At 53.0% G+C, this 18,849-nt stretch carries 18 protein-coding genes and 1 other RNA gene; 12 read left to right on the forward strand and 7 right to left on the reverse strand.

From position 1 onward, the window contains the following. Nucleotides 1–98 precede the first annotated feature (98 nt). The 3 genes from frc to atzF all read right to left on the reverse strand — a co-directional run bounded on the left by frc (nt 99) and on the right by atzF (nt 4,289). On the reverse strand, nt 99–1,349 hold the full coding sequence (gene frc, locus AC07N2_RS07380) for a formyl-CoA transferase (RefSeq protein ID WP_494777658.1): 1,251 nt from the start codon (nt 1,347–1,349) through the stop codon (nt 99–101). 409 nt (nt 1,350–1,758) lie between these two features. After that, nucleotides 1,759–2,466 carry a GntR family transcriptional regulator gene (locus AC07N2_RS07385; RefSeq protein ID WP_494777659.1) on the reverse strand — a complete coding sequence of 236 codons (708 nt, stop codon included), beginning with the start codon at nt 2,464–2,466 and terminating at the stop codon, nt 1,759–1,761. 26 nt (nt 2,467–2,492) lie between these two features. Continuing rightward, a complete protein-coding gene (gene atzF / locus AC07N2_RS07390; RefSeq protein ID WP_494777660.1) occupies nt 2,493–4,289 on the reverse strand; it encodes an allophanate hydrolase in 1,797 nt (598 codons plus the stop codon). Between the two features lie 314 nt (nt 4,290–4,603). Here atzF and AC07N2_RS07395 point away from each other — a divergent pair, with 314 nt between their 5' ends. Next, complete coding sequence (locus AC07N2_RS07395; protein ID WP_494777661.1) at nt 4,604–4,948, forward strand: CidA/LrgA family protein; 345 nt, start codon at nt 4,604–4,606, stop codon at nt 4,946–4,948. Next, nucleotides 4,945–5,670, forward strand: a complete 726-nt coding sequence (locus AC07N2_RS07400; RefSeq protein WP_494777662.1) for an LrgB family protein — start codon at nt 4,945–4,947, stop codon at nt 5,668–5,670. Before AC07N2_RS07395 ends, AC07N2_RS07400 begins: the two co-directional genes overlap by 4 nt. 11 nt (nt 5,671–5,681) lie before the next feature. Here the strand turns inward: AC07N2_RS07400 and AC07N2_RS07405 are convergent, their stop codons facing one another. From AC07N2_RS07405 to AC07N2_RS07420, 4 genes are all read right to left on the reverse strand, one after another. Beyond that, nucleotides 5,682–6,131: an NINE protein gene (locus tag AC07N2_RS07405; protein WP_494777663.1), complete on the reverse strand. Its 450-nt coding sequence runs from the start codon at nt 6,129–6,131 to the stop codon at nt 5,682–5,684. A gap of 16 nt (nt 6,132–6,147) precedes the next feature. Further along, complete coding sequence (locus AC07N2_RS07410) at nt 6,148–7,434, reverse strand: c-type cytochrome (protein WP_494777664.1); 1,287 nt, start codon at nt 7,432–7,434, stop codon at nt 6,148–6,150. Between the two features lie 24 nt (nt 7,435–7,458). After that, nucleotides 7,459–8,193, reverse strand: coding sequence for a c-type cytochrome (locus AC07N2_RS07415; protein WP_494777665.1), 735 nt, complete (start codon nt 8,191–8,193; stop codon nt 7,459–7,461). A gap of 215 nt (nt 8,194–8,408) precedes the next feature. After that, complete coding sequence (locus tag AC07N2_RS07420) at nt 8,409–9,824, reverse strand: aminotransferase-like domain-containing protein (RefSeq protein WP_494777666.1); 1,416 nt, start codon at nt 9,822–9,824, stop codon at nt 8,409–8,411. A 118-nt stretch (nt 9,825–9,942) separates the two neighbouring features. Between AC07N2_RS07420 and rnpB the strand changes: the two genes are divergently transcribed. From rnpB to AC07N2_RS07470, 10 genes are all read left to right on the forward strand, one after another. After that, nucleotides 9,943–10,265, forward strand: an RNA gene (gene rnpB / locus AC07N2_RS07425) — RNase P RNA component class A. A 195-nt stretch (nt 10,266–10,460) separates the two neighbouring features. Next, entirely contained in the window at nt 10,461–11,015 is a 555-nt protein-coding gene (locus tag AC07N2_RS07430; protein ID WP_494777667.1) for a fasciclin domain-containing protein, read from the forward strand. Between the two features lie 202 nt (nt 11,016–11,217). Further along, nucleotides 11,218–11,370 (forward strand): DUF3096 domain-containing protein, encoded by a 153-nt coding sequence (locus AC07N2_RS07435; protein ID WP_494777668.1) that lies wholly within the window; start codon nt 11,218–11,220, stop codon nt 11,368–11,370. A 73-nt stretch (nt 11,371–11,443) separates the two neighbouring features. After that, a complete protein-coding gene (locus AC07N2_RS07440; protein ID WP_494777669.1) occupies nt 11,444–11,941 on the forward strand; it encodes a DUF4124 domain-containing protein in 498 nt (165 codons plus the stop codon). Between the two features lie 583 nt (nt 11,942–12,524). Continuing rightward, nucleotides 12,525–12,953 carry a division/cell wall cluster transcriptional repressor MraZ gene (gene mraZ, locus AC07N2_RS07445; RefSeq protein WP_076593331.1) on the forward strand — a complete coding sequence of 143 codons (429 nt, stop codon included), beginning with the start codon at nt 12,525–12,527 and terminating at the stop codon, nt 12,951–12,953. Nucleotides 12,954–12,960: 7 nt separating this feature from the next. Continuing rightward, the gene (gene rsmH, locus AC07N2_RS07450) at nt 12,961–13,929 is read left to right on the forward strand and encodes a 16S rRNA (cytosine(1402)-N(4))-methyltransferase RsmH (protein ID WP_494777670.1); all 969 of its coding nucleotides are present in this window, start codon (nt 12,961–12,963) and stop codon (nt 13,927–13,929) included. Continuing rightward, the gene (gene ftsL, locus AC07N2_RS07455) at nt 13,926–14,198 is read left to right on the forward strand and encodes a cell division protein FtsL (protein ID WP_494777671.1); all 273 of its coding nucleotides are present in this window, start codon (nt 13,926–13,928) and stop codon (nt 14,196–14,198) included. The genes rsmH and ftsL overlap by 4 nt, the downstream gene beginning before the upstream one ends. Then, a complete protein-coding gene (locus AC07N2_RS07460; RefSeq protein ID WP_494777672.1) occupies nt 14,195–15,955 on the forward strand; it encodes a peptidoglycan D,D-transpeptidase FtsI family protein in 1,761 nt (586 codons plus the stop codon). Before ftsL ends, AC07N2_RS07460 begins: the two co-directional genes overlap by 4 nt. After that, entirely contained in the window at nt 15,955–17,481 is a 1,527-nt protein-coding gene (locus AC07N2_RS07465; protein WP_494777673.1) for a UDP-N-acetylmuramoyl-L-alanyl-D-glutamate--2,6-diaminopimelate ligase, read from the forward strand. Before AC07N2_RS07460 ends, AC07N2_RS07465 begins: the two co-directional genes overlap by 1 nt. Then, a complete protein-coding gene (locus AC07N2_RS07470) occupies nt 17,481–18,848 on the forward strand; it encodes a UDP-N-acetylmuramoyl-tripeptide--D-alanyl-D-alanine ligase (RefSeq protein WP_494777674.1) in 1,368 nt (455 codons plus the stop codon). Before AC07N2_RS07465 ends, AC07N2_RS07470 begins: the two co-directional genes overlap by 1 nt. Nucleotide 18,849: the final 1 nt, after the last annotated feature.

An 18,849-nucleotide genomic window follows, 5' to 3' on the forward strand; every position in this document is an offset into this window, starting at 1 on the left:
CCTTGTTCGTACATTCTTTCCATGAACTTGTATGTCAAGGTGATACGAATGCGAAAAAGCGCCTTGCGGCGCTTTTTTGTGGAGCAAGTCAGACTTGATTACACAGCTTGCGCTTCATGCATTTCTGCAATCTGTTGTGCGTTATAACCAAGGCTGGTCAATACTTCATCGGTATGTTCACCGAGCAAAGGCGACTCTGTAATTTCTACCTTGTTGGCTGACATCTTGATCGGGCTGCCAACGGTCAGGTATTTGCCGCGTACCTTGTGATCGACTTCGACGATGGTTTCGCTTCTGCGCAAGGATGGATCGTAGGCGATTTCTTTCATCGACAATACCGGACCGCATGGAATGTCGAACTTGCGGAAGATTTCAATCGCTTCGAATTTATCTTTGTCCTTGAGCCAATCTTCGATGTAGGCAAAGATATCGAAAATCTTGTCCTGACGCGCCAAGGCTGTCATGTATTCAGGATTGTCTATCCATTCTTCCTTGTTGATGGCGCGGCAGGTTTGCGGCCATGCAGTGCCTTGTATCGTGAAGTAGATATAGGCATTAGGATCGTTCTCCCAACCTTTACACTTGAGTACCCAACCCGGATTGCCACCACCGCCGGCATTGCCACCGCGCGGTACGACATCAGTAAAAGTGCCGTGCGGATATTGCGGATACTCTTCCAGCACGCCGGTTCTTTCCAGACGTTGCTGATCGCGCAGTTTGACGCGGCACAGATTCAACACGGCATCTTGCATCGATACCGCAACCTTTTGTCCGAGTCCGGTGTGATGACGTTGTTGCAGTGCTGCGAGTATGCCTATGGTCAGGTGCATGCCGGTGTTGCTGTCGCCCAGCGCGGCACCGCTGACAGTCGGTGGGCCGTCCCAGAAGCCGGTCGTCGTGGCTGATCCGCCTGCGCATTGCGCGACGTTGTCGTAGACTTTCAAGTCTTCGTAGAAATGGCCTTCATTGAAGCCTTTGACCGATGCCAGGATCAGGCGTGGATTCAGCTTCTGGATGTGCGCCCAGGTAAAACCCATGCGATCCAGTACGCCAGGTGCGAAGTTCTCCACCATGATGTCGGATTGCGCGATGAGTTTTTCCAGCACTTCCTTGCCTTGCGGTGTCTTGGTATTGAGCGTCAATGATTTCTTGTTGCAGTTCAGCATGGTGAAATACAGTGCATCAACGCCGGGGATGTCTTGCAGCGAGGTGCGGGTGGCGTCGCCTGAGCCGGGACGCTCCACCTTGGTCACATCTGCGCCGAACCATGCCAATTGCTGAGTGCAGGATGGGCCTGCCTGCACATGCGTGAAATCGATAATCTTGATGCCGTCGAGAGCCTTACTCATGATGCATATTCCTTTTCTCTATCGTTAATTTGTCCGCAGAGACTTGTCCATCTATGGCCGAAATTTAATTTCTGTTCATGGCCTGAATTTCGATTCTTGCGGATGAATACGCCAGTTTGTAACAACGCTGTCTGAGGCTGATTTGGCGTGGTTCTTACTGGTTGTTAACGATGATGCCTAGGCTTTTTTATCGTTTCCACGTCTATTTTTCAGTTGGCTGCGTGGGTAAGGGATAGGTGAATACTTGCGTCTAAATTTGGCTGTTTTTGTTATTTTTATCAAATTAGGCCAAGTGCTGAAGGCGCTGGTTTCTTGCGGCCGCCACGTTTCCGTATGCAGCATTGCACACATGTTGATGCGGGTATTTGGATGGAGAGAGCAGGCATCGCATATCGGATGCCTGCTGTTTTCATGCTGATAGCTGTGCCGCCAGTCTCGCTTGATGCAACATCTGGATCGTGATTTTCTTCACCTCGGATTGGCTGAGTGCGATGTGTGCTCGCAGCAAATCCTTGGCCTGAGTAGTGCGCTTTTCGATGATGGCACGCAGGATGTGCGCGTGTTCGGTGTAGGTCACTTCGATGCGCATTTCCTTGGTGAACTCCAGTCGTCGGATCACACGTATGCGTTCGGTAATGTCGTGATGGATGCGCGCCATTTCTGCATTGCCGCTGGCTTCTACCAATTGTTCATGGAAGCGTTCATCGTGTACTGATAAGGTCGGTACATCGGTGATGCGGTCCTGCTCTGACACAAACCAGATCGCGCTTAATTCCTGCAAGAGCGGTGGCGCGTCAGGCATTGCGCAGAGTTGTTCGACTGCTGCGCATTCCAGCACGCTGCGTACGTCATACAGTTGCTCGAACATTTGAAAATCAAATGGACGAATTTGCCAGCCGCTCTTGTGCAGGACTTCCACATAGCCTTCACGCTGCAAACGAAATAGAGCTTCGCGCACCGGCGTTCGGCTCATTTGCAGACGTTCGCTCATTTCGTTTTCACTGAAGCGATCGCCGGGCAGAAAGTGAAAGTCGAAAATGTCCGCCTTTAGCTTTGCATAAGCTTGCGTAGCGAGGCTGTCGGGCAGGACTTTTGCGAATTTGAGCTTGGGAATCATGGCACTGTTTTTCCTGGAAAAATCGTCTATGCCGCTTTGTTGCAATATGCGCGCCAGCCACCGTATGCGGTGATGTCTTGTGCACTTTCCAGTGCATACGGTTCGCAGATAAAGCCCTTGACCTGACGACCGTCGCTCAATTCCAGTGTGCCGATTCCCAGTGGTGCAGGAACACCGGCGACAAAGGAGCCGAAAGCGGCGAGCGGTATATCCCAGAGTTCAACAATGATAGGTGCGCCGTTCTCGCTACGTGCGAGGCCAGGTTTGGGTGGGACGGTTTGTGCCAGCGCATACAGGCGATAGCTGTCGGCCGTCTGGGTGCTCTCAACCAAAACGGCATGGCGTTCGGTCAGTTCACGATTCAAAGGCATGCCGGTCAGATGCGCACCAACGACGGCCAGACGCAGATGGCCGGCTGCCGGTTCCGAGATCGCAGGCGACGCAGCAGGGGTGACAAAAGCTTGTTTGGTCGCACCGCGCGGCAAGGCGGTCAGCGCTTGCCATTGCTTGCCGTATGCTGCCAGCGCATGATCCGACCACGCAGGGCCGATCAACGTCAGACCGAACGGCAAGCCATCGCTGCGAAAGTTGGCCGGTACCGCCAGCGCACACCAGTTCAATAGGTTCACGAAGTTGGTGTACTTGCCCATGTGACTGTTGCGACGAATAGGATCGGCGGCAACGTCACTGATCTTGTAATGCGTAGGTGCAGTCGGTACCAGCAGCGCATCAACGGATGCCAGTATCTTGTCGGCCTGACGTTTTAGATCAGCCAGTTTGTATTGCGCATTGAAGGTATCGGCTGCGGAAAATTCCTTGGCGCGGAAGATGATGTCGCGCACGACCGGATGGATGGCATCTGCATGTTCCTTGGCGAATGTTTCGATGGCCGCATAACGCTCGGCGACCCATGGGCCGTCGTACAACAAGGTCGTGACTTGATCGAATAATGAAAAGTCGAGTGGAATACATTCAGCGCCAGTTTCCTTGATGCGTGCCAGTGCTTGTGCGTATGCTTCTGCCGATTGCACATCGCCATAAAATTCCGGTTGTGCAGGAATGCCGAAGCGTGGTTTGGCCGGCAAGGAAGTCGGCACATGGTCAGGACGAGCACGCGAATAACCATCAGCTTCATCGAAGCCGGATGCCTGTTGGAAGACCAATTCTGCATCAGCCACGGTCGTGGCAAATATCGATACGCAATCCAGTGTGCGGCAAGCTGGAACTACACCGCGGCCGCTGATCGCGCCTACCGTCGGCTTCAAGCCGACAATATTATTCAAGCCAGCTGGTACGCGGCCGGAGCCAGCGGTATCCGTGCCGAGTGAAAACGGCACCAGACCGCGTGCTACGACCGAAGCAGAACCGGAGCTGGAGCCGCCGGAAACATATTCCGGATCGAAGCTGTTTGGCACTGCGCCGTAAGGCGAACGTATGCCGACCAGACCGGTGGCAAATTGATCGAGATTGGTTTTGCCGATGACAATTGCACCCGCATCCAGTAAACGTTGTATGACGGTGGCATGCTGGGTCGGGATGTAAGCGAACTCGGGACAGGCGGCGGTAGTGCGTATGCCAGCCACATCGATATTGTCTTTCGCTGCAAACGGTACGCCATACAGCGGCAGCGACGATAGATCAGGCAAGGATTTGCGTCTGGCTTCCAGCGCCTGCAATTGTGCGTCGAGATAAGGTTGATTGATCAAGCTGATCCACGCGACATCGTCTTTTTGCAAGCTGTCGAGCAGGTTGGATAACAAGGTGGCCGGTGTGTCGCCGTTGTTATATGCAGTTTGCCAATCGCTGATAGTCCATCCAAGCATTTTGAATACTCCCATGTATACAAGTTTGTATTTGACATAGCATGAGTCATGCCAGCGCCCGGACTGATGACCCAGGCTCAGCTTATCGATTTACATGTAAATAGCGGATGAATAGACCTGCTTGTGGCTCGCGATGGTGCGCATGCGCACTCTGCGGGTGCGTGCGATAGATGAAAAATATCGATCTGCACCGGCATTTGCACCGACCGGCTGATCCGTTACGTAGAATGTCGGAGCCGGTATATTCCATATCGGCATCTGTTTTTTGCAGCTTCTTGTCTTTCCTTCAATCGAACTCTTCCTATTCTCTGTTCATGCTCAATACGCTACTCACCCTGTTGATCTTTCAAACGATGGGCGAAGGTTTGGTTTATGCCTTGTCGCTACCGGTTCCCGGCCCTGTCATTGGCATGCTCTTGCTGCTGCTCTATTTGATAGTGAAGAAGGGCGTGGCTACCAAGTTGGCACCGAATACTTCGCAATTGCTGTCGCACATGGCTTTGCTGTTTGTGCCGGCCGGTGTTGGTATTAGCGTGCATGTGCACAGGATTGCGGATGAGTGGCTGGCGATTTCGATTGCGCTGATTATCAGCACGGTCGTCTCCATCGTGGTGACGGCGGCTGTGATCAACAAGCTGAAAAAAAGGACTCAGCCATGATGCCGCACTTCAATACGGTCTGGGTTTATCTGGCCGGCTCACCACTGTTGTGGTTGACGGCAACTTTGCTGGCTTATCGCATCGCGACCACGATTTATGAAAAAACTAATCGCAGTCCACTAGCTAATCCGGTGGCAATTTCGGTAGCGATACTGGTGCTGGTGCTTTATATCAGCGATACGCCGTACAAAACTTATTTCGACGGCGCGCAGTTCGTGCACTTCTTGCTCGGTCCGGTCACGGTTGCCTTGGCGATTCCCTTGTATATGCAACTCGATAAATTGAAGCGCAACTGGTTTCCCTTGCTGGCCGGTGCCTTGATAGGTGGCGCGGCAGCCATTACATGCGGGATGGGGATAGCGTGGCTATTGGGTGCATCACCGTTGACGGTCTTGTCGATGGCGCCGAAGTCAGTGACGATGCCGATTGCCATGGGTGTGACGGAGAAGATCGGTGGCTTGCCGACCTTGACCGCGGTGATGGTGATGCTGACTGGTATTTTCGGTTCGGGTATCGCGCATTACATTTTCAAGGCGATGAAAATCACTGACGACATCACTTGCGGTTTTGCCTTGGGCGCGGCGGCGCATGGTGTTGGAACGGCGCGCGCATTTCAGGTCAATCAGGAAATGGGTGCATTTGCCGGTTTGGCGATGGGCCTGTCTGGAATCTTGACGGCATTGCTGGTGCCCTTCGTGCTGAAATTACTGGGCGTAATCTAGGCATTACATTTTCAGCCGTAAGCGCCGCCGGTCAGAAACAGATCGGTGGCGCGCGCCATACTGATAATCACCGCTGTAAAACCGCAAGCGAAGGTCAGTACCAGCAACAACACAATCGGCCAGCGTGATGCAGATGTGTGCGCTGAGTGCGGATTGTGTTTCGCATCCCACTTTTCATCCGACGTTAAACCTATCGTCAATGCTTCTATCCATCCGGCAAAAATCGAGAGCGGAAACAAGGCCAGCAAACTGACGATCAGCGAGTGTGGCGCTCGTGTCAGAACAACGGCACCGACGAAAAGTGCAAACGCACACAGATAAATCCACGCCCAGAAGTCTTTCACACCATACAAATAAAAACGATGCGCGCCTGTACCACCGAGCAAGACCGCCAATAAAGTGGCGACAGTCTTGCCCTTGTGTTTGCTGCTGGCTGGTTGAGTGTTTATAACGGCGCTCATTAGTTAAGCTGGCGCATTAGCGCGAGCGGTAGCGGTTGACATCGTTAGGCGAGACAGCCGTACCCTGATTGCCCCACGCATTACGTATGTAAGTGACGACTGAAGCGATTTCATCATCCGTCATCGACTGACCAAATGGCGGCATGCCGTATGGACGCGGATTGCCACTGGTACTCGGTGCATAGCCGCCATGCAAGACCATACGGACAGCATTGGTTGCGATTGGTGTTGTGATGGCACGACTGTTGGCCAGAGCAGGGTAAATCGATGGCACACCTTGGCCGGATGCCTGATGGCAGCTGGCGCATTGATTCTCGTACAGCTTCGCTCCTGCTGTGATCATGTTTTTCTTGGTGTTGTCACTGACGCTTTCTGCCGTTGCGACTGGCGCAGCAATTTGTTGCGGCAAGGACTTCAGATAAACAGCCATTGCATGGATGTCTTCATGCGTCGCATATTGCAAGCTGTTGAAGACGACTTCTGCCATCGGGCCGCTGACTGAGCGGCGTGGTGCGACGCCGGTTTGCAAGAGCGCAGCAAGATGTTCGGTTTCCCAATTGCCGAGACTGGATTCTGCATCGCTATTCAATGGTGGTGCGTACCAATTCAACATCGGGATCATGCCGCCGCCCAATTCCGCTTTCAAATCTGTACCGCCCAGCGTATCGCGTGGCGAGTGACAGGCACTGCAATGACCGAGACCTTGCGTCATATACGCGCCACGATTCCATTCCATCGATTGCTTGTCGTCATTGACGTATAGACCCGGGCGGAAGTACAGCGCGCGCCATACATAGAGTGATGCGCGGTTGTCGTAAGGGAAGCGCAAGTCCGGCGCGCGATTCTTTTGGCTGACTGCCGGTAGCGTTTGCAGATAGGCGAAGATTGCGTCTGAATCGGCGCGTGTTACCTTGGTGTAATTTGTGTATGGGAAGGCTGGATACAACAGGCTGCCGTCTTTCGATTTGCCGTTGTGCATGGCTTGCCAGAAGTCGCCGTTCGTCCATTTGCCGAGGCCGGTTTCTGCATCTGGCGTCAGATTGGATGTGTAGATATTGCCGAAAGGCGTAGGCACGGCGCGTCCGCCCGCATATGACTCGCCGCCGCGCGAGGTGTGGCAGCTCATGCAATTGCCGACGCGTGCCAGATATTCGCCTTGCTTCAGTTGCTGCGCAGGATCGGCTGGCGGTATCGATGGCTGATCGATATCAGGATTTCTGTTTGCCAGAAACAGCCAGGCGACGAAGATAGCGATGACGGCCAGCACGAGTGCGAATAGGCGCGATAAGTATTGTCGTTTCATGGGTATGCGTCTTCGTTTTTCTTTTTAAGGTGCGAGATTGCCGCACTCCAGAGGAAGTTTCGTCGTGATGGCGGGAGCAGGTGTCGCATCAGCCGGTACGCGCTGTTCGGATAACCATGATGCGGCGGCGGTGATATCTGCTGCGCTCATTTTCTTCACGATATCGGCCATGCAGTCCGGTTTGGCAGCGTGACGGGTGCCGATTTTCCAGGCGCCGATTTGTCCCAGCAGGTAATCACGTGGCAAGCCGATCAGGCCGGGAATCGCCGGTGCGGTGCCGGTCATCTTTGCGCTATGGCAGGCGACGCAGGCGGGAATCCCTTTTTCCTTGTCACCGTTATGCACCAGCAAGCGACCACGTTCCAGTTCGGCTGGATTTGACTGAGTCGCTTGTGGTTCCGGATATGGCGGATGCTGATCAGAGAAGTATTGCGCGATCTCGCGCAGATAGGTGTCCGACATGTTTTCCAGCATCGCGGTCATGACTGGATAAGTGCGCTTGCCGTCGCGGAAGTTGATTAACTGGTTATATAGATAGCCGGCCGGTTTGCCTGCTATGCGCGGGTAATAGCCATCGCTGCCGGCGCGGCCTTCCTTGCCGTGGCAGACCACGCAAGCGGCGACGCGTTGAGCGATGGTATCGGGAACCTTGCCTTCGTCGGCAGCACTGGAGATGCCGGCAGTGAGTGCCAGGCAACTGACGGCGAGAAGTCGGACGAAACGAAAACAGTTACTGCGCATAGTGTGCAATGCACTCATTTTTATAGGTCTCTTGGCAAACGCCGGTTGGCGTCAATGTACAGAGATGTCAGCTCTGTAACTTGTCGGAAGTTCTACATGATACTGCAAGGGTAAGGGCGAAGCGCCGGTTTAGCCAGCATCAGAAGGCGGAGAAAAAACCGGAGCAGTTTGCAGAAGTGAAGATGAAAGCAGCATTGCGATGGTTAAAAAGACAATGCAGGCATGAAATTTTTTCAAGCCATCTGCTTTGCCAGTTGCCCCAGCGTTGCCAGCGCGGCGTCCATGCGTGCATCCCAGATGTGGCCGTAATTCAACCGGATGCAATTGGTAAAACCGTGATGCGCAGAAAAAATCGGTCCCGGCGCGATGCTGATGCCTAGTGCCAGCGCTTGCCTATGTAATTCCAGTGCATTCACTTTATGCGGCAATTCCACCCACAGAAAATAACCACCTTTAGGTCGTGTTGCCTGCGTGCCGACCGGGAAGTGACGCGCAATCGCTTCCATGAATAGTGTTTGCTGCACCGACAGCGTGTGACGTAATTGGCGCAAGTGGCGGTCGTAGCCGCCTTTTTTCAGATAGGCAGCGAGTGCGGCTTGTGCCGGAGCGGAAGCGGCCAAGGTAGTCGTCAGTTTGTGGCGTGCGACGGCGCGTGTATAACGCCCCGGAGCTGCCCAGCCGACGCGATAACCAGGCGCCAGACATTTAGAGAAAGATGAACAGTGCATGACCAGACCTTTGGTATCAAAGGCTTTGGCTGGCATAGGGCGTTTGTCGCCGAAATACAGCTCACCGTACACATCGTCTTCTATCAGCGGTATCTCATGCTGTGCGAGGAGTGCGACCAGATCGCGTTTCTTTTCATCCGGCATCAGGCTGCCGAGCGGATTCTGGAAAGTCGTCATCAGCCAGCAGGCTTTTGGCTGATGACGCTCGATGGCACGTGCCAGTGCGGCGAGGTCTATGCCTTCACGCGGATGCGTCGGTACTTCTATTGCATGCAAGCCATTGCGTTCCAGCGATTGCAGCGCCGCATAAAAAGTTGGCGACTCGACCAGCACCGCATCGCCGGGACGCGTTACTGCGGTCAGGCACAGATTCAGTGCATCCAGCGCACCGTTGGTGATGACGATTTCATCTGTATGTATATGCAGGCCTTCGGTCAAATAACGCAAGGCGATCTGGCGACGTAATTCTGGATTTCCTGGCGTCAGATCGTCAACGGCGCTCCACGGGTCGAGTTGCTGCACGCTGGATGCCATCGCGCGTGCGAGTCGTGCCATAGGGAACAGCAAAGGACTGGGAAAGGCCGAGCCTAGTGGCACGACGTCGCGCATCTTGGCTGACTCCAGTACTTCAAACACGCGCTCGCTGATATCGACCGGCGATGAGGCTTCATTCGGTTGTGATGCCTGTTCCGGTTCCGGCGGCAGCTTCTGCGCACCGCCAGCAACGTAATAACCGGAGCGTTCGCGTGCGCGTATCAGGCCGCGTGCTTCCAGCAGGTAATAAGCCTGGAAGACAGTAGACGGACTGACATTGCGGCTGATGCTGGCTTGTCGCACTGAAGGCAGACGATCGCCTAAACGCAAGACGCCATCCTGTATGGATTGCGCGAGTTCGGCGGCGAGCGTTTCATACAATTTCATGTAATGGATCTCTGCGTACGGGGAAGTGGGGCAAAACTTGTGAAATATTGCTATCGCGCACGCGCATGATAAAACATTATTCGCGCTTCCTACTGCGTGGTGGACTACAATGACGCCTGAAGTAAGCCAAGACAACCGCTGGCTGTCATTTCGGTGATGGCGGGAGGAAGGTCCGGACTCCATAGAGCAGGGTGACGGTTAACGGCCGTCCGCCGTGAGGCGAGGAATAGGGCCACAGAGACGAGCGTATTAAGTTACGGTGAAACGCGGTAACCTCCACTCGGAGCAATTCCAAATAGGCACGCGTTGACGTTGCTCGCGGAGCGTGCGGGTAGGAAGCTTGAGCCGTGGAGTAATTCACGGCCTAGAGGAATGGTTGTCATAACGAATGGGCTTGCTTATTCGTCGTAACAGAATCCGGCCTATCGGCTTGCTTCAACTTCTTTCTAAAGCGGTGCGACTATCTGTCGCGCCGCTTTTTCTTTTTGCACGGCTTATTCGCATCGCTGTGATGTTGCTGCTCAGACAGGTATTTTTGCAAACACGCTCGTCATTCAAATAATTGAATCTGTTCCAACAGGCCTGCCGTATATCTCTACGCAATCTTGCAAATAGCCTGTACCGAAAGGAACGATCATGCGCAAACTCTCTTACGCCTTGCTTCTCTCTGCCTCACTCGCATCCGTATCATTTGCTTATGCTGCCGATGCTGTGATGGTTGGCGGTCAAAGCATGTTGCCTAGCAAGGATATTGTCGACAATGCTGTTAACTCTGCAGATCACACGACTTTGGTTGCTGCAGTTAAAGCCGCTGGTTTGGTGGATACATTGAAGGGAAAAGGTCCGTTTACTGTATTCGCACCAACGAATGCGGCCTTTGGTAAATTGCCTGCAGGCACAGTAGACACCTTGGTCAAGCCAGAAAACAAGGCAACACTGACAAAAATCCTGACCTATCACGTTGTGCCAGGCAAATATGACTTCGTCGCACTGGAAAAAGAAATCAAAAAACACAAAGGCACAGCACAATTGGCAACTGCCAATGGCGCAAAACTGACCTTTGTGATGAATGGCAAACACAATATCAATGTGAAAGATGACAGCGGTAACACCGCCAGCATTAGCACCTATGACGTTTATCAGTCGAATGGTGTGATCAACGTGATCGATACGGTGTTGATTCCTAAGTAATAGGCGATGTTTGATGGGCGAACGACTGTCATCACAGTTGTGCAACGCGCGAGTTTTGGGCTCGCGCGTTTTTTATTGGCGCGATGATTGGCATCACGTGTGCGGGTGACTATCTGTGTTGTATGGAGAAATGCTGCTTGCGTGAACTAGCTTGCATACGGCACGATCTATCTTTTATCGTCATTCCACACAGGAGTTTGCAATGAATCTGCACATTACACTTGGTCCACTTCTCGCTCTGATTGCCGGCATCCTGATTTTGTTAATGCCACGCCTGCTGAATTTTATTGTCGCCTTGTATCTGATCGTGATCGGCTTGATAGGTTTGTTTGGAAGTGGCTCGTTTCTGAGGTAAAGCACCGAGCCGACACGTCTGAGTAGGGCATGCTATAACAGAACAAATCAGCCTCCCGAGACCAAGGCACATCATGAAAAACAAGATAGCCGTCCTCATCAGTTGCATCTTATTGACTTCGGTCGCGTATGCCGCAGATATCTACCGCTGGGTTGATGGGAATGGCCGCGTCTATTTTTCTGACACAGTGCCTGAGCGCTACAAGGGCGTAGCAACCAAGGTTGATACGAGTGATTCTGAGGTGACCGCGAGTCAGCGCCAGGATGCTGCTGAGCGTGCTGCGCGTGAGAAGGCAATCGTAGAGCGCGCCGAGGACGAGCGCGGTGCTCCTGCAAGACCAAGTGGCGCAATTATGGGTGAGCCAAGCAGCGTCACCAAGAGGCAGTTTGATTGTGAGCGCTTGATGAGGGAGTATCGGGAAAGTCAGGAGTGTTTTGCTCCTTATGTCATACGCGGGCGGAATGGCAAACGTCGCCCTGGTGCTGTGCGGGAAGAGGCCTTCCTGTACTGTAAGTCGGTTCCCGATCCGTCATTGCAGTGTGGGGCGCCACCGCAATATATCGGGCAGTAAGGGTTCTATCCTGACGCAGGGCATGCACTTTGCGCTCGGCGCTTCTCTGTTCCGACTGTTTTTTTTCGCTCATTTTCGGTACACGCCTTAATTGCGCTTTTTTCCGTGATTTCGTATGAAGGTAATTGTTAAAAACGGATCAATTTCGCAGCGTTTTACATTTTCGTGTCATTGCCTGCGTTTCGTTGATGTGGAATTTCCGACTTCCGCCCAGAAATCGTCATAAAGCAGAGCTTTCAGCGATATTGACGACAAGTCACACCAAAATCCCCACAGCTATTTCTCCCTTTGTGAAACGCGTATTACTGGATAAACACATGTGTTTATCTGATGTGCCACTTTCACTATCAATCATAAGTGCTTAATTCTTAGAGATATTTAACAAATGTGTTGCGTTAGCGTAATGCGCTAAGTCATTGACTTCATTGAAAAAAACCTTGTTTTTACCCCTGAATATCGCTTGACCGGCAATGGTGCATCCTCTAAAGTGGGCAACAGTGTGAAAAAGTGTTTATTTGTGGGGATTTTTAACCGCAAATTTCACTCAATTCAGCATGTAAAACCTACAAAAAAGGATTTCAGGGTGTTTCAAGGCGCGTCTTCTCTCAATCTCGATGCTAAAGGCCGGATGACTATTCCAGCTCGGCATCGTGACGCATTGCTTTTGCAATGTGAAGGCCGCGTGACCCTGACTAAACATCCGCACGGCTGTCTTCTGTTCTTCCCGCGCCCAGTCTGGGAAAGTCACCGCGAGCAAATCGCTGCGTGGCCTATGTCCGCGCGCGCGTGGCAACGTATTTTCCTTGGTAATGCTTCCGATGTGGAGATGGATGGCGCTGGTCGCATCCTGATTGCACCGGAGTTGCGCTCGGCAGTTGGCATGACACGTGACGTGATGTTGCTCGGGATGGGTAGCCATTTCGAAATCTGGGATGCAGCGAAATTGGCCGAAAGCGAATCGGAAGCGGTCGCTTCCGGCATGCCCGATGTATTAAATAATTTTTCTTTCTGACGCCGTGATGAGTGAAGAATCGGTGCCGCAATACCAGCACCGTACGGTGTTGCTGGATGAAGCGGTCGATGCGCTGGCGCTGGATGGTGAACGTGCAAACGGCATATACGTTGACGGCACGTTCGGACGCGGTGGTCATAGCCGCAAGATTTTGCAGCAATTGGGTACAGGCGGTCGTCTGCTTGCATTCGACAAGGATACGCAGGCGATAGCGAATGCCGCAACGATAGACGATAAGCGCTTCGATATTGCGCACGACAGTTTTGCAACGTTGGGTGAAGCTTTAGCAGTACGCGGTATCAAGCAGGTGGATGGAGTGTTGCTGGATCTTGGGATTTCGTCACCGCAAGTTGACGATGCGACGCGAGGTTTCAGTTTTCGCGCAGACGGGCCGCTCGATATGCGTATGGATACAACGCGCGGCTTGTCGGCAGCAGAATGGCTGGCGACGGAAACTGAACAAAAAATCGAGAAAGTGATACGAGAATATGGGGAAGAACGGTTTGCTTTTCAGATTGCAAAGGCGATTGTTGCTCGCAGGGCAGTCGAGCCAATTTCAAGCACACGACAGCTTGCCGAGATCGTGGCACGCGTCGTTAAAACCCGCGAGAAAGGCAAAGACCCGGCCACTCGTACCTTTCAGGCTATCCGGATTTTCATCAATCAGGAGCTTGAAGAACTCGAAGTAGTACTGAACGAGGCATATCGGCATCTGGCCCCGCATGGGAGATTAGTTGTGATCAGCTTTCATTCTTTGGAAGATCGCATCGTCAAACAGTTCATGGCTAGTAAAGCCAATGTGCCGCAGCCAGACCGTCGCCTCCCGATTCGTGCCATCGATTTGCCGCAACCTGAAATGAAGCTGTTGTCCAGAATTAAACCCTCGGCCACTGAAATTAGTGGCAACCCGCGCGCGCGTTCTGCCGTCATGCGCGTGGCCGAGCGTCTGCAACCAACTAGCAAGGCGGCGCTATGAGCGGCCGCATTAGTTTTGTTCTCAGTTTTATCCTCGTGGTCTGCGCCTTGTCGGTCGTGAACGCCCATTACCAATTCCGTCGTCTCTTCATCGAACTCGAACGCGCACAAGCGCAAGCACGACAACTCGATATCGACTGGGCGCAATTGCAGCTCGATCAATCCACATTGGGCAAACATTCCCGTATCGAATTCAATGCGCGCCGCGATTTGCGCATGGTGCCAGTATCGCCAGCCAGTACGCAGTACTTAACGACGGGGGCTAAATGACGCGTAACACGTCACGCACCGCCGCATCGAAGGGCGTGCCTTTCTCTTCCAACCCGGTCTTGGCGACCAAGTTGCCGGCGTGGCGTTCGCGTGTCGTATTGTTCCTGATTTTTGCAGCCTTCCTGGCCTTGGCTGGTCGTGCGCTCTGGCTGCAAGGAATGTCTACCGAATTTTTGCAAAAGCAGGGCGCTTCGCGTTACGCGCGTACGCTCGAATTGCCGGCTACACGCGGCAAGATTACTGATCGCAATGGTCAGGTATTGGCATCGTCGATTCCTGTGCGTGCAGTGTGGGCGATTCCGGAAGACGTGTTGGAGTCACCGCCAGAAAAATTGCAAGCGCTGGCCAAGTTGCTGGAGATGCCTGAGCGCGACTTACGCCGCAAACTGGATTCAGACCGCAGTTTTGTTTATCTGAAGCGTCAAGTCGAGCTTGATATTGTCGACAAGATACTCAAGCTCGGCATTGCCGGCATCGATACCCGTAAAGAATACAAACGCTACTACCCTGAAGGCGATGTGATGGCGCACATCGTCGGCTTCACCAATGTGGAAGACAAGGGACAGGATGGTATGGAGTTGGCGTACCAGAAGACCTTGGTCGGCGTTACCGGTAATCGTCGCGTGATCAAAGATAGACTCGGCCGCATCGTCGAGGATATCGAATCGGTGCGCGAGCCGCATGACGGCAAAGATTTGACCTTGTCGATAGACAGCAAGATTCAGTACATCGCTTTTTCAGCTTTGAAGGAAGCGGTAGAAGTTAATAAGGCAAAAGCTGGCGGGATCGTTGTACTCGATGCCAAAACCGGTGAAGTGCTGGCATTGGCAAATCTGCCGACCTACAACCCGAACAATCGCTCGGTGCTGACTGGTGCGCAGTTACGTAATCGCGTGATTACCGACACCTTTGAACCTGGTTCCACACTCAAGCCGTTCGCAGTTTCCCTGGCACTGGAAACCAAGCGTGTGACACCGAACACGATGATCCAGACCGCGCCGGGAAAAATGACCATCGGTACCGCCACCATCGGTGATGCGCATGCATCCGGTTTGTTGTCAGTGGCGCAGGTGATTGAAAAATCCTCCAATATCGGCACCGCAAAAATCGCGCTGCAAATGGAACCGCATGAAATGTGGGACATGTTCACCAGCGTCGGTTTCGGTCAGCAGCCCAAGATCAATTTCCCCGGTGCTGTTGCCGGACGTGTAAGGCCATATAAATCCTGGCGGCCGATTGAGCAGGCAACAATGAGTTACGGGCACGGTATATCCGTGTCTTTGTTGCAATTGGTGCACGCGTATACGATCTTCGCGCGCGATGGCGATTTGATTCCAATCACCTTCCAACGCACAACGGATCAACCTATCAGCGAACGCATCATCAGCCCAAAAACAGCGCGCGAGATGCGCAGCATGCTGGAAATGGCAGCAGGTCCAACTGGTTCCGCGCCTAGATCACAAGTGCCTGGTTATCGCGTTGCTGGCAAAACAGGTACTGCATACAAAATTGAAAAAGGTCAGTACGTTAAAAAATACGTATCGTCCTTCGTTGGTTTTGCGCCGGTTTCTGATCCGCGCATCATCATTGCTGTGATGATCGATGAGCCATCGGCCGGCAAGCATTACGGTGGTCAGGTCGCTGCGCCAGTGTTTGCGACCGTCACTGCGAATGCATTGCGTGCATTGAACGTTGCGCCTGACTCCAGCGTCACCAACATCATTATTCCGGCCGGGTCCGAGCAGGAGAATATGTAATGTCGGCCCTGACCATGACCGCACTCACGACCATACTCGACTGGTTGAAAACCAATGCGCCGAAAGCCGAGCTGGCATCCGATTCGCGCAGCATAGCCGTGGGTGATGTATTCGTTGCCTATCCGGGCGATGAGGCGGATGGTCGTACTTATATCCCGAATGCAATCGAGCGCGGCGCACAAGCGATCTTGTATGAAGCTGCTGATTGCGTATGGCAGGCGGAATGGAATGTGCCGCATCTGGCTGTAGAGAATTTGAAAGAACATGCAGGCGAAATCGCCGCTGCGTATTACGCGCATCCTGATCAGGGCATGTTTACTGTTGCCATCACTGGCACCAATGGCAAAACATCCTGCGCGCAATGGTTGGGCAATGCCTTGTCGCGCCTGGGACAACCGACTGCCGTGATTGGCACGCTCGGCGTCGGTATTTTCACGAACGGTGGACATGGTGCATTTGATGCAACAGGTTACACCACGCCGGATGCAGTTTTGCTGCAACGTTCGCTGGTGAATGTACGCAATCTGGGCGCAACTGCATTGGCAATCGAAGCGTCTTCCATCGGTTTGCATCAAGGACGCTTGTCCGGCATGCATTTCGATATGGCCTTGTTCACCAATTTCACTCGCGATCATCTGGATTATCACGGCGACATGGCTGCTTATGAAGAAGCCAAGGCGATGTTGTTCGACTGGCCGGGTTTGCGTCATGCGGTGATCAATCTGGACGATGCGATGGGTGTGCGTCTGGTCGAACGTTTGAAACGCAAACAGGCAAATACCGGCATCACCGGTTACACCTTGTCGAATCAAAAAATAGATGGCATCGCATTGCTGCGTGCCACCGATGTACGCAGCAACCAAAACGGCACCGTATTCCAACTGGAATCCGAGTTCGGCAACGCACAAGTTAAAACACAGTTGGTTGGTCAATTCAATGTCAGCAATGTGCTGGGCATTATCGGCATCCTGCTGGCAAAAGGCACTACCTTGCAAAATGCGATTGCGGCCATCGAGGCACTGACAGCGGTGCCAGGTCGCATGCAACAACTGGGCGGCGGCGAAGCACCATTGGTTGTGATCGATTACGCACACACACCGGACGCTCTGGAAAAAACTCTGGCGACCTTGCGCAATGTTGCCAACGATAGAGGCGGTGAATTGTGGTGCGTCTTTGGTTGCGGTGGTGATCGCGATCCGGGAAAACGTCCACAAATGGGTAAAGCGGCACTGGCTGCCGATCACGTGATCGTCACAACAGACAATCCGCGCCATGAAGAACCTGCCGATATCATCGCCAGCATTGTTGCTGGCATGGATGGTGCAAAACAAGCGCCGCACATCATTGAAGATCGCGCGACCGCAATCTTGTGGGCAGGTCGACATGCAGCGAAACAAGACGTGATTTTGCTGGCTGGTAAAGGACATGAAGCGTATCAAGAAGTGAAGGGTAGAAAATTACCTTTCCTCGATGCCGATCACGCTGCGCTGGCTTTATCTACACGCGTCATGCAGGGAGCGCACTGATGAAATCTTCATTGGCCAAACTCCAATCCGCAGTCCAAGGCGCACGCATGACGGTTGATGCGGCGTTCGACGGCGTGTCGACTGATAGCCGTGGCGTTGCTGCTGGCAATCTGTTCGTTGCTTTGCGCGGTGAACGTTTTGATGCACATGAATTTTTGTCGCAGGTCGCAGAGCGCAAGGTGGCAGCAGTGGTGGCGGAAGAAATTCCAGCCGGATTGAACGTGCCTGCATTGATAGTGCCGAATACGCGTCTCGCGCTCGGTGAAATCGCACATTACTGGCGTCAACAATTCAGCTTGCCGCTGATAGGCGTTACCGGCAGCAATGGCAAGACCACTGTTAAGGAAATGATCGCAGCGATTCTGGATGCGGCCTTGGGTGCAGACAACTATCTGGCAACGCGCGGCAACTTCAATAACGACATTGGTGTACCACTGACCTTGATGCGTTTGAATGCAGTCTGCAAAGCAGCAGTGATTGAACTGGGCATGAATCATCCAGGCGAAATCGCTGTGTTATCTGCGATTGCGCAACCAACAGTCGGACTGGTGAATAACGCACAACGCGAACATCAGGAATTCATGGAAAGTGTGGAAGCCGTCGCCAAGGAAAATGGCGCGGTGCTCGCCAACTTGCCAGCAGATGGCACAGCCGTGTTTCCAGCAGATGATGAATTTACGCCGCTGTGGCGTGAATATGCAGCGCAGCGCAAGACATTGACCTTCGGTTTTTCAGACGATGCCGATGTGCGTTGCACTTATACCGCCAACGTTTTCGGCAACGATATGTTGGTAACGGCAGGCAAACAGCAATTTTCTATCGCCTTGTCGGCGGCTGGTGTGCATAACGTGCGCAATGCCTTGGCTGCGATTGCCTGCACCTTGGCAATCGGTATTGTGCCGGATGCAATCGTGCGTGGCTTGCAAGCTTTTGCGCCAGTCAGCGGTCGTTTGCAACGCAAGATCGCTGCCAATGGCGCATTGGTGATCGATGACACTTACAACGCTAATCCGGATTCGGTACGTGCAGCGATAGATGTGCTGGCGCAAATGGCTGCGCCGCGCATTCTGGTGCTGGGTGATATGGGCGAAGTCGGTAATGACGGTCGCCAATATCACGAAGAAATCGGCGCTTATGCACGCGCAAATGGAATTGAACACGTACTCACGCTGGGCGATTTGGCTCGTCACACGGCTAGCGCCTTTGGTACGCACGCAAGTCATTACGACAGCGTAGAAAAATTAAACGATGCACTTGCAGAGATCTTTGCTGCAGATGCGACGGTGCTGGTAAAAGGATCTCGCTTCATGAAGATGGAACGTGTGGTTCAGCATCTACTCGGACAACAAACTCAGGAAGCTCACTAAT

This window comes from Herminiimonas sp. GW821-FHT09C12, from assembly GCF_059416385.1.

What these genes read in the sequence shown, in the direction of transcription:
- frc (WP_494777658.1), bottom strand. Translation starts at nt 1,349, where the DNA reads ATGAGTAAGGCTCTCGACGGCATCAAGATTATCGATTTCACGCATGTG.
- AC07N2_RS07385 (WP_494777659.1), bottom strand. Translation starts at nt 2,466, where the DNA reads ATGATTCCCAAGCTCAAATTCGCAAAAGTCCTGCCCGACAGCCTCGCT.
- atzF (WP_494777660.1), bottom strand. Translation starts at nt 4,289, where the DNA reads ATGCTTGGATGGACTATCAGCGATTGGCAAACTGCATATAACAACGGC.
- AC07N2_RS07395 (WP_494777661.1), top strand. Translation starts at nt 4,604, where the DNA reads ATGCTCAATACGCTACTCACCCTGTTGATCTTTCAAACGATGGGCGAA.
- AC07N2_RS07400 (WP_494777662.1), top strand. Translation starts at nt 4,945, where the DNA reads ATGATGCCGCACTTCAATACGGTCTGGGTTTATCTGGCCGGCTCACCA.
- AC07N2_RS07405 (WP_494777663.1), bottom strand. Translation starts at nt 6,131, where the DNA reads ATGAGCGCCGTTATAAACACTCAACCAGCCAGCAGCAAACACAAGGGC.
- AC07N2_RS07410 (WP_494777664.1), bottom strand. Translation starts at nt 7,434, where the DNA reads ATGAAACGACAATACTTATCGCGCCTATTCGCACTCGTGCTGGCCGTC.
- AC07N2_RS07415 (WP_494777665.1), bottom strand. Translation starts at nt 8,193, where the DNA reads ATGAGTGCATTGCACACTATGCGCAGTAACTGTTTTCGTTTCGTCCGA.
- AC07N2_RS07420 (WP_494777666.1), bottom strand. Translation starts at nt 9,824, where the DNA reads ATGAAATTGTATGAAACGCTCGCCGCCGAACTCGCGCAATCCATACAG.
- AC07N2_RS07430 (WP_494777667.1), top strand. Translation starts at nt 10,461, where the DNA reads ATGCGCAAACTCTCTTACGCCTTGCTTCTCTCTGCCTCACTCGCATCC.
- AC07N2_RS07435 (WP_494777668.1), top strand. Translation starts at nt 11,218, where the DNA reads ATGAATCTGCACATTACACTTGGTCCACTTCTCGCTCTGATTGCCGGC.
- AC07N2_RS07440 (WP_494777669.1), top strand. Translation starts at nt 11,444, where the DNA reads ATGAAAAACAAGATAGCCGTCCTCATCAGTTGCATCTTATTGACTTCG.
- rsmH (WP_494777670.1), top strand. Translation starts at nt 12,961, where the DNA reads ATGAGTGAAGAATCGGTGCCGCAATACCAGCACCGTACGGTGTTGCTG.
- ftsL (WP_494777671.1), top strand. Translation starts at nt 13,926, where the DNA reads ATGAGCGGCCGCATTAGTTTTGTTCTCAGTTTTATCCTCGTGGTCTGC.
- AC07N2_RS07460 (WP_494777672.1), top strand. Translation starts at nt 14,195, where the DNA reads ATGACGCGTAACACGTCACGCACCGCCGCATCGAAGGGCGTGCCTTTC.
- AC07N2_RS07465 (WP_494777673.1), top strand. Translation starts at nt 15,955, where the DNA reads ATGTCGGCCCTGACCATGACCGCACTCACGACCATACTCGACTGGTTG.
- AC07N2_RS07470 (WP_494777674.1), top strand. Translation starts at nt 17,481, where the DNA reads ATGAAATCTTCATTGGCCAAACTCCAATCCGCAGTCCAAGGCGCACGC.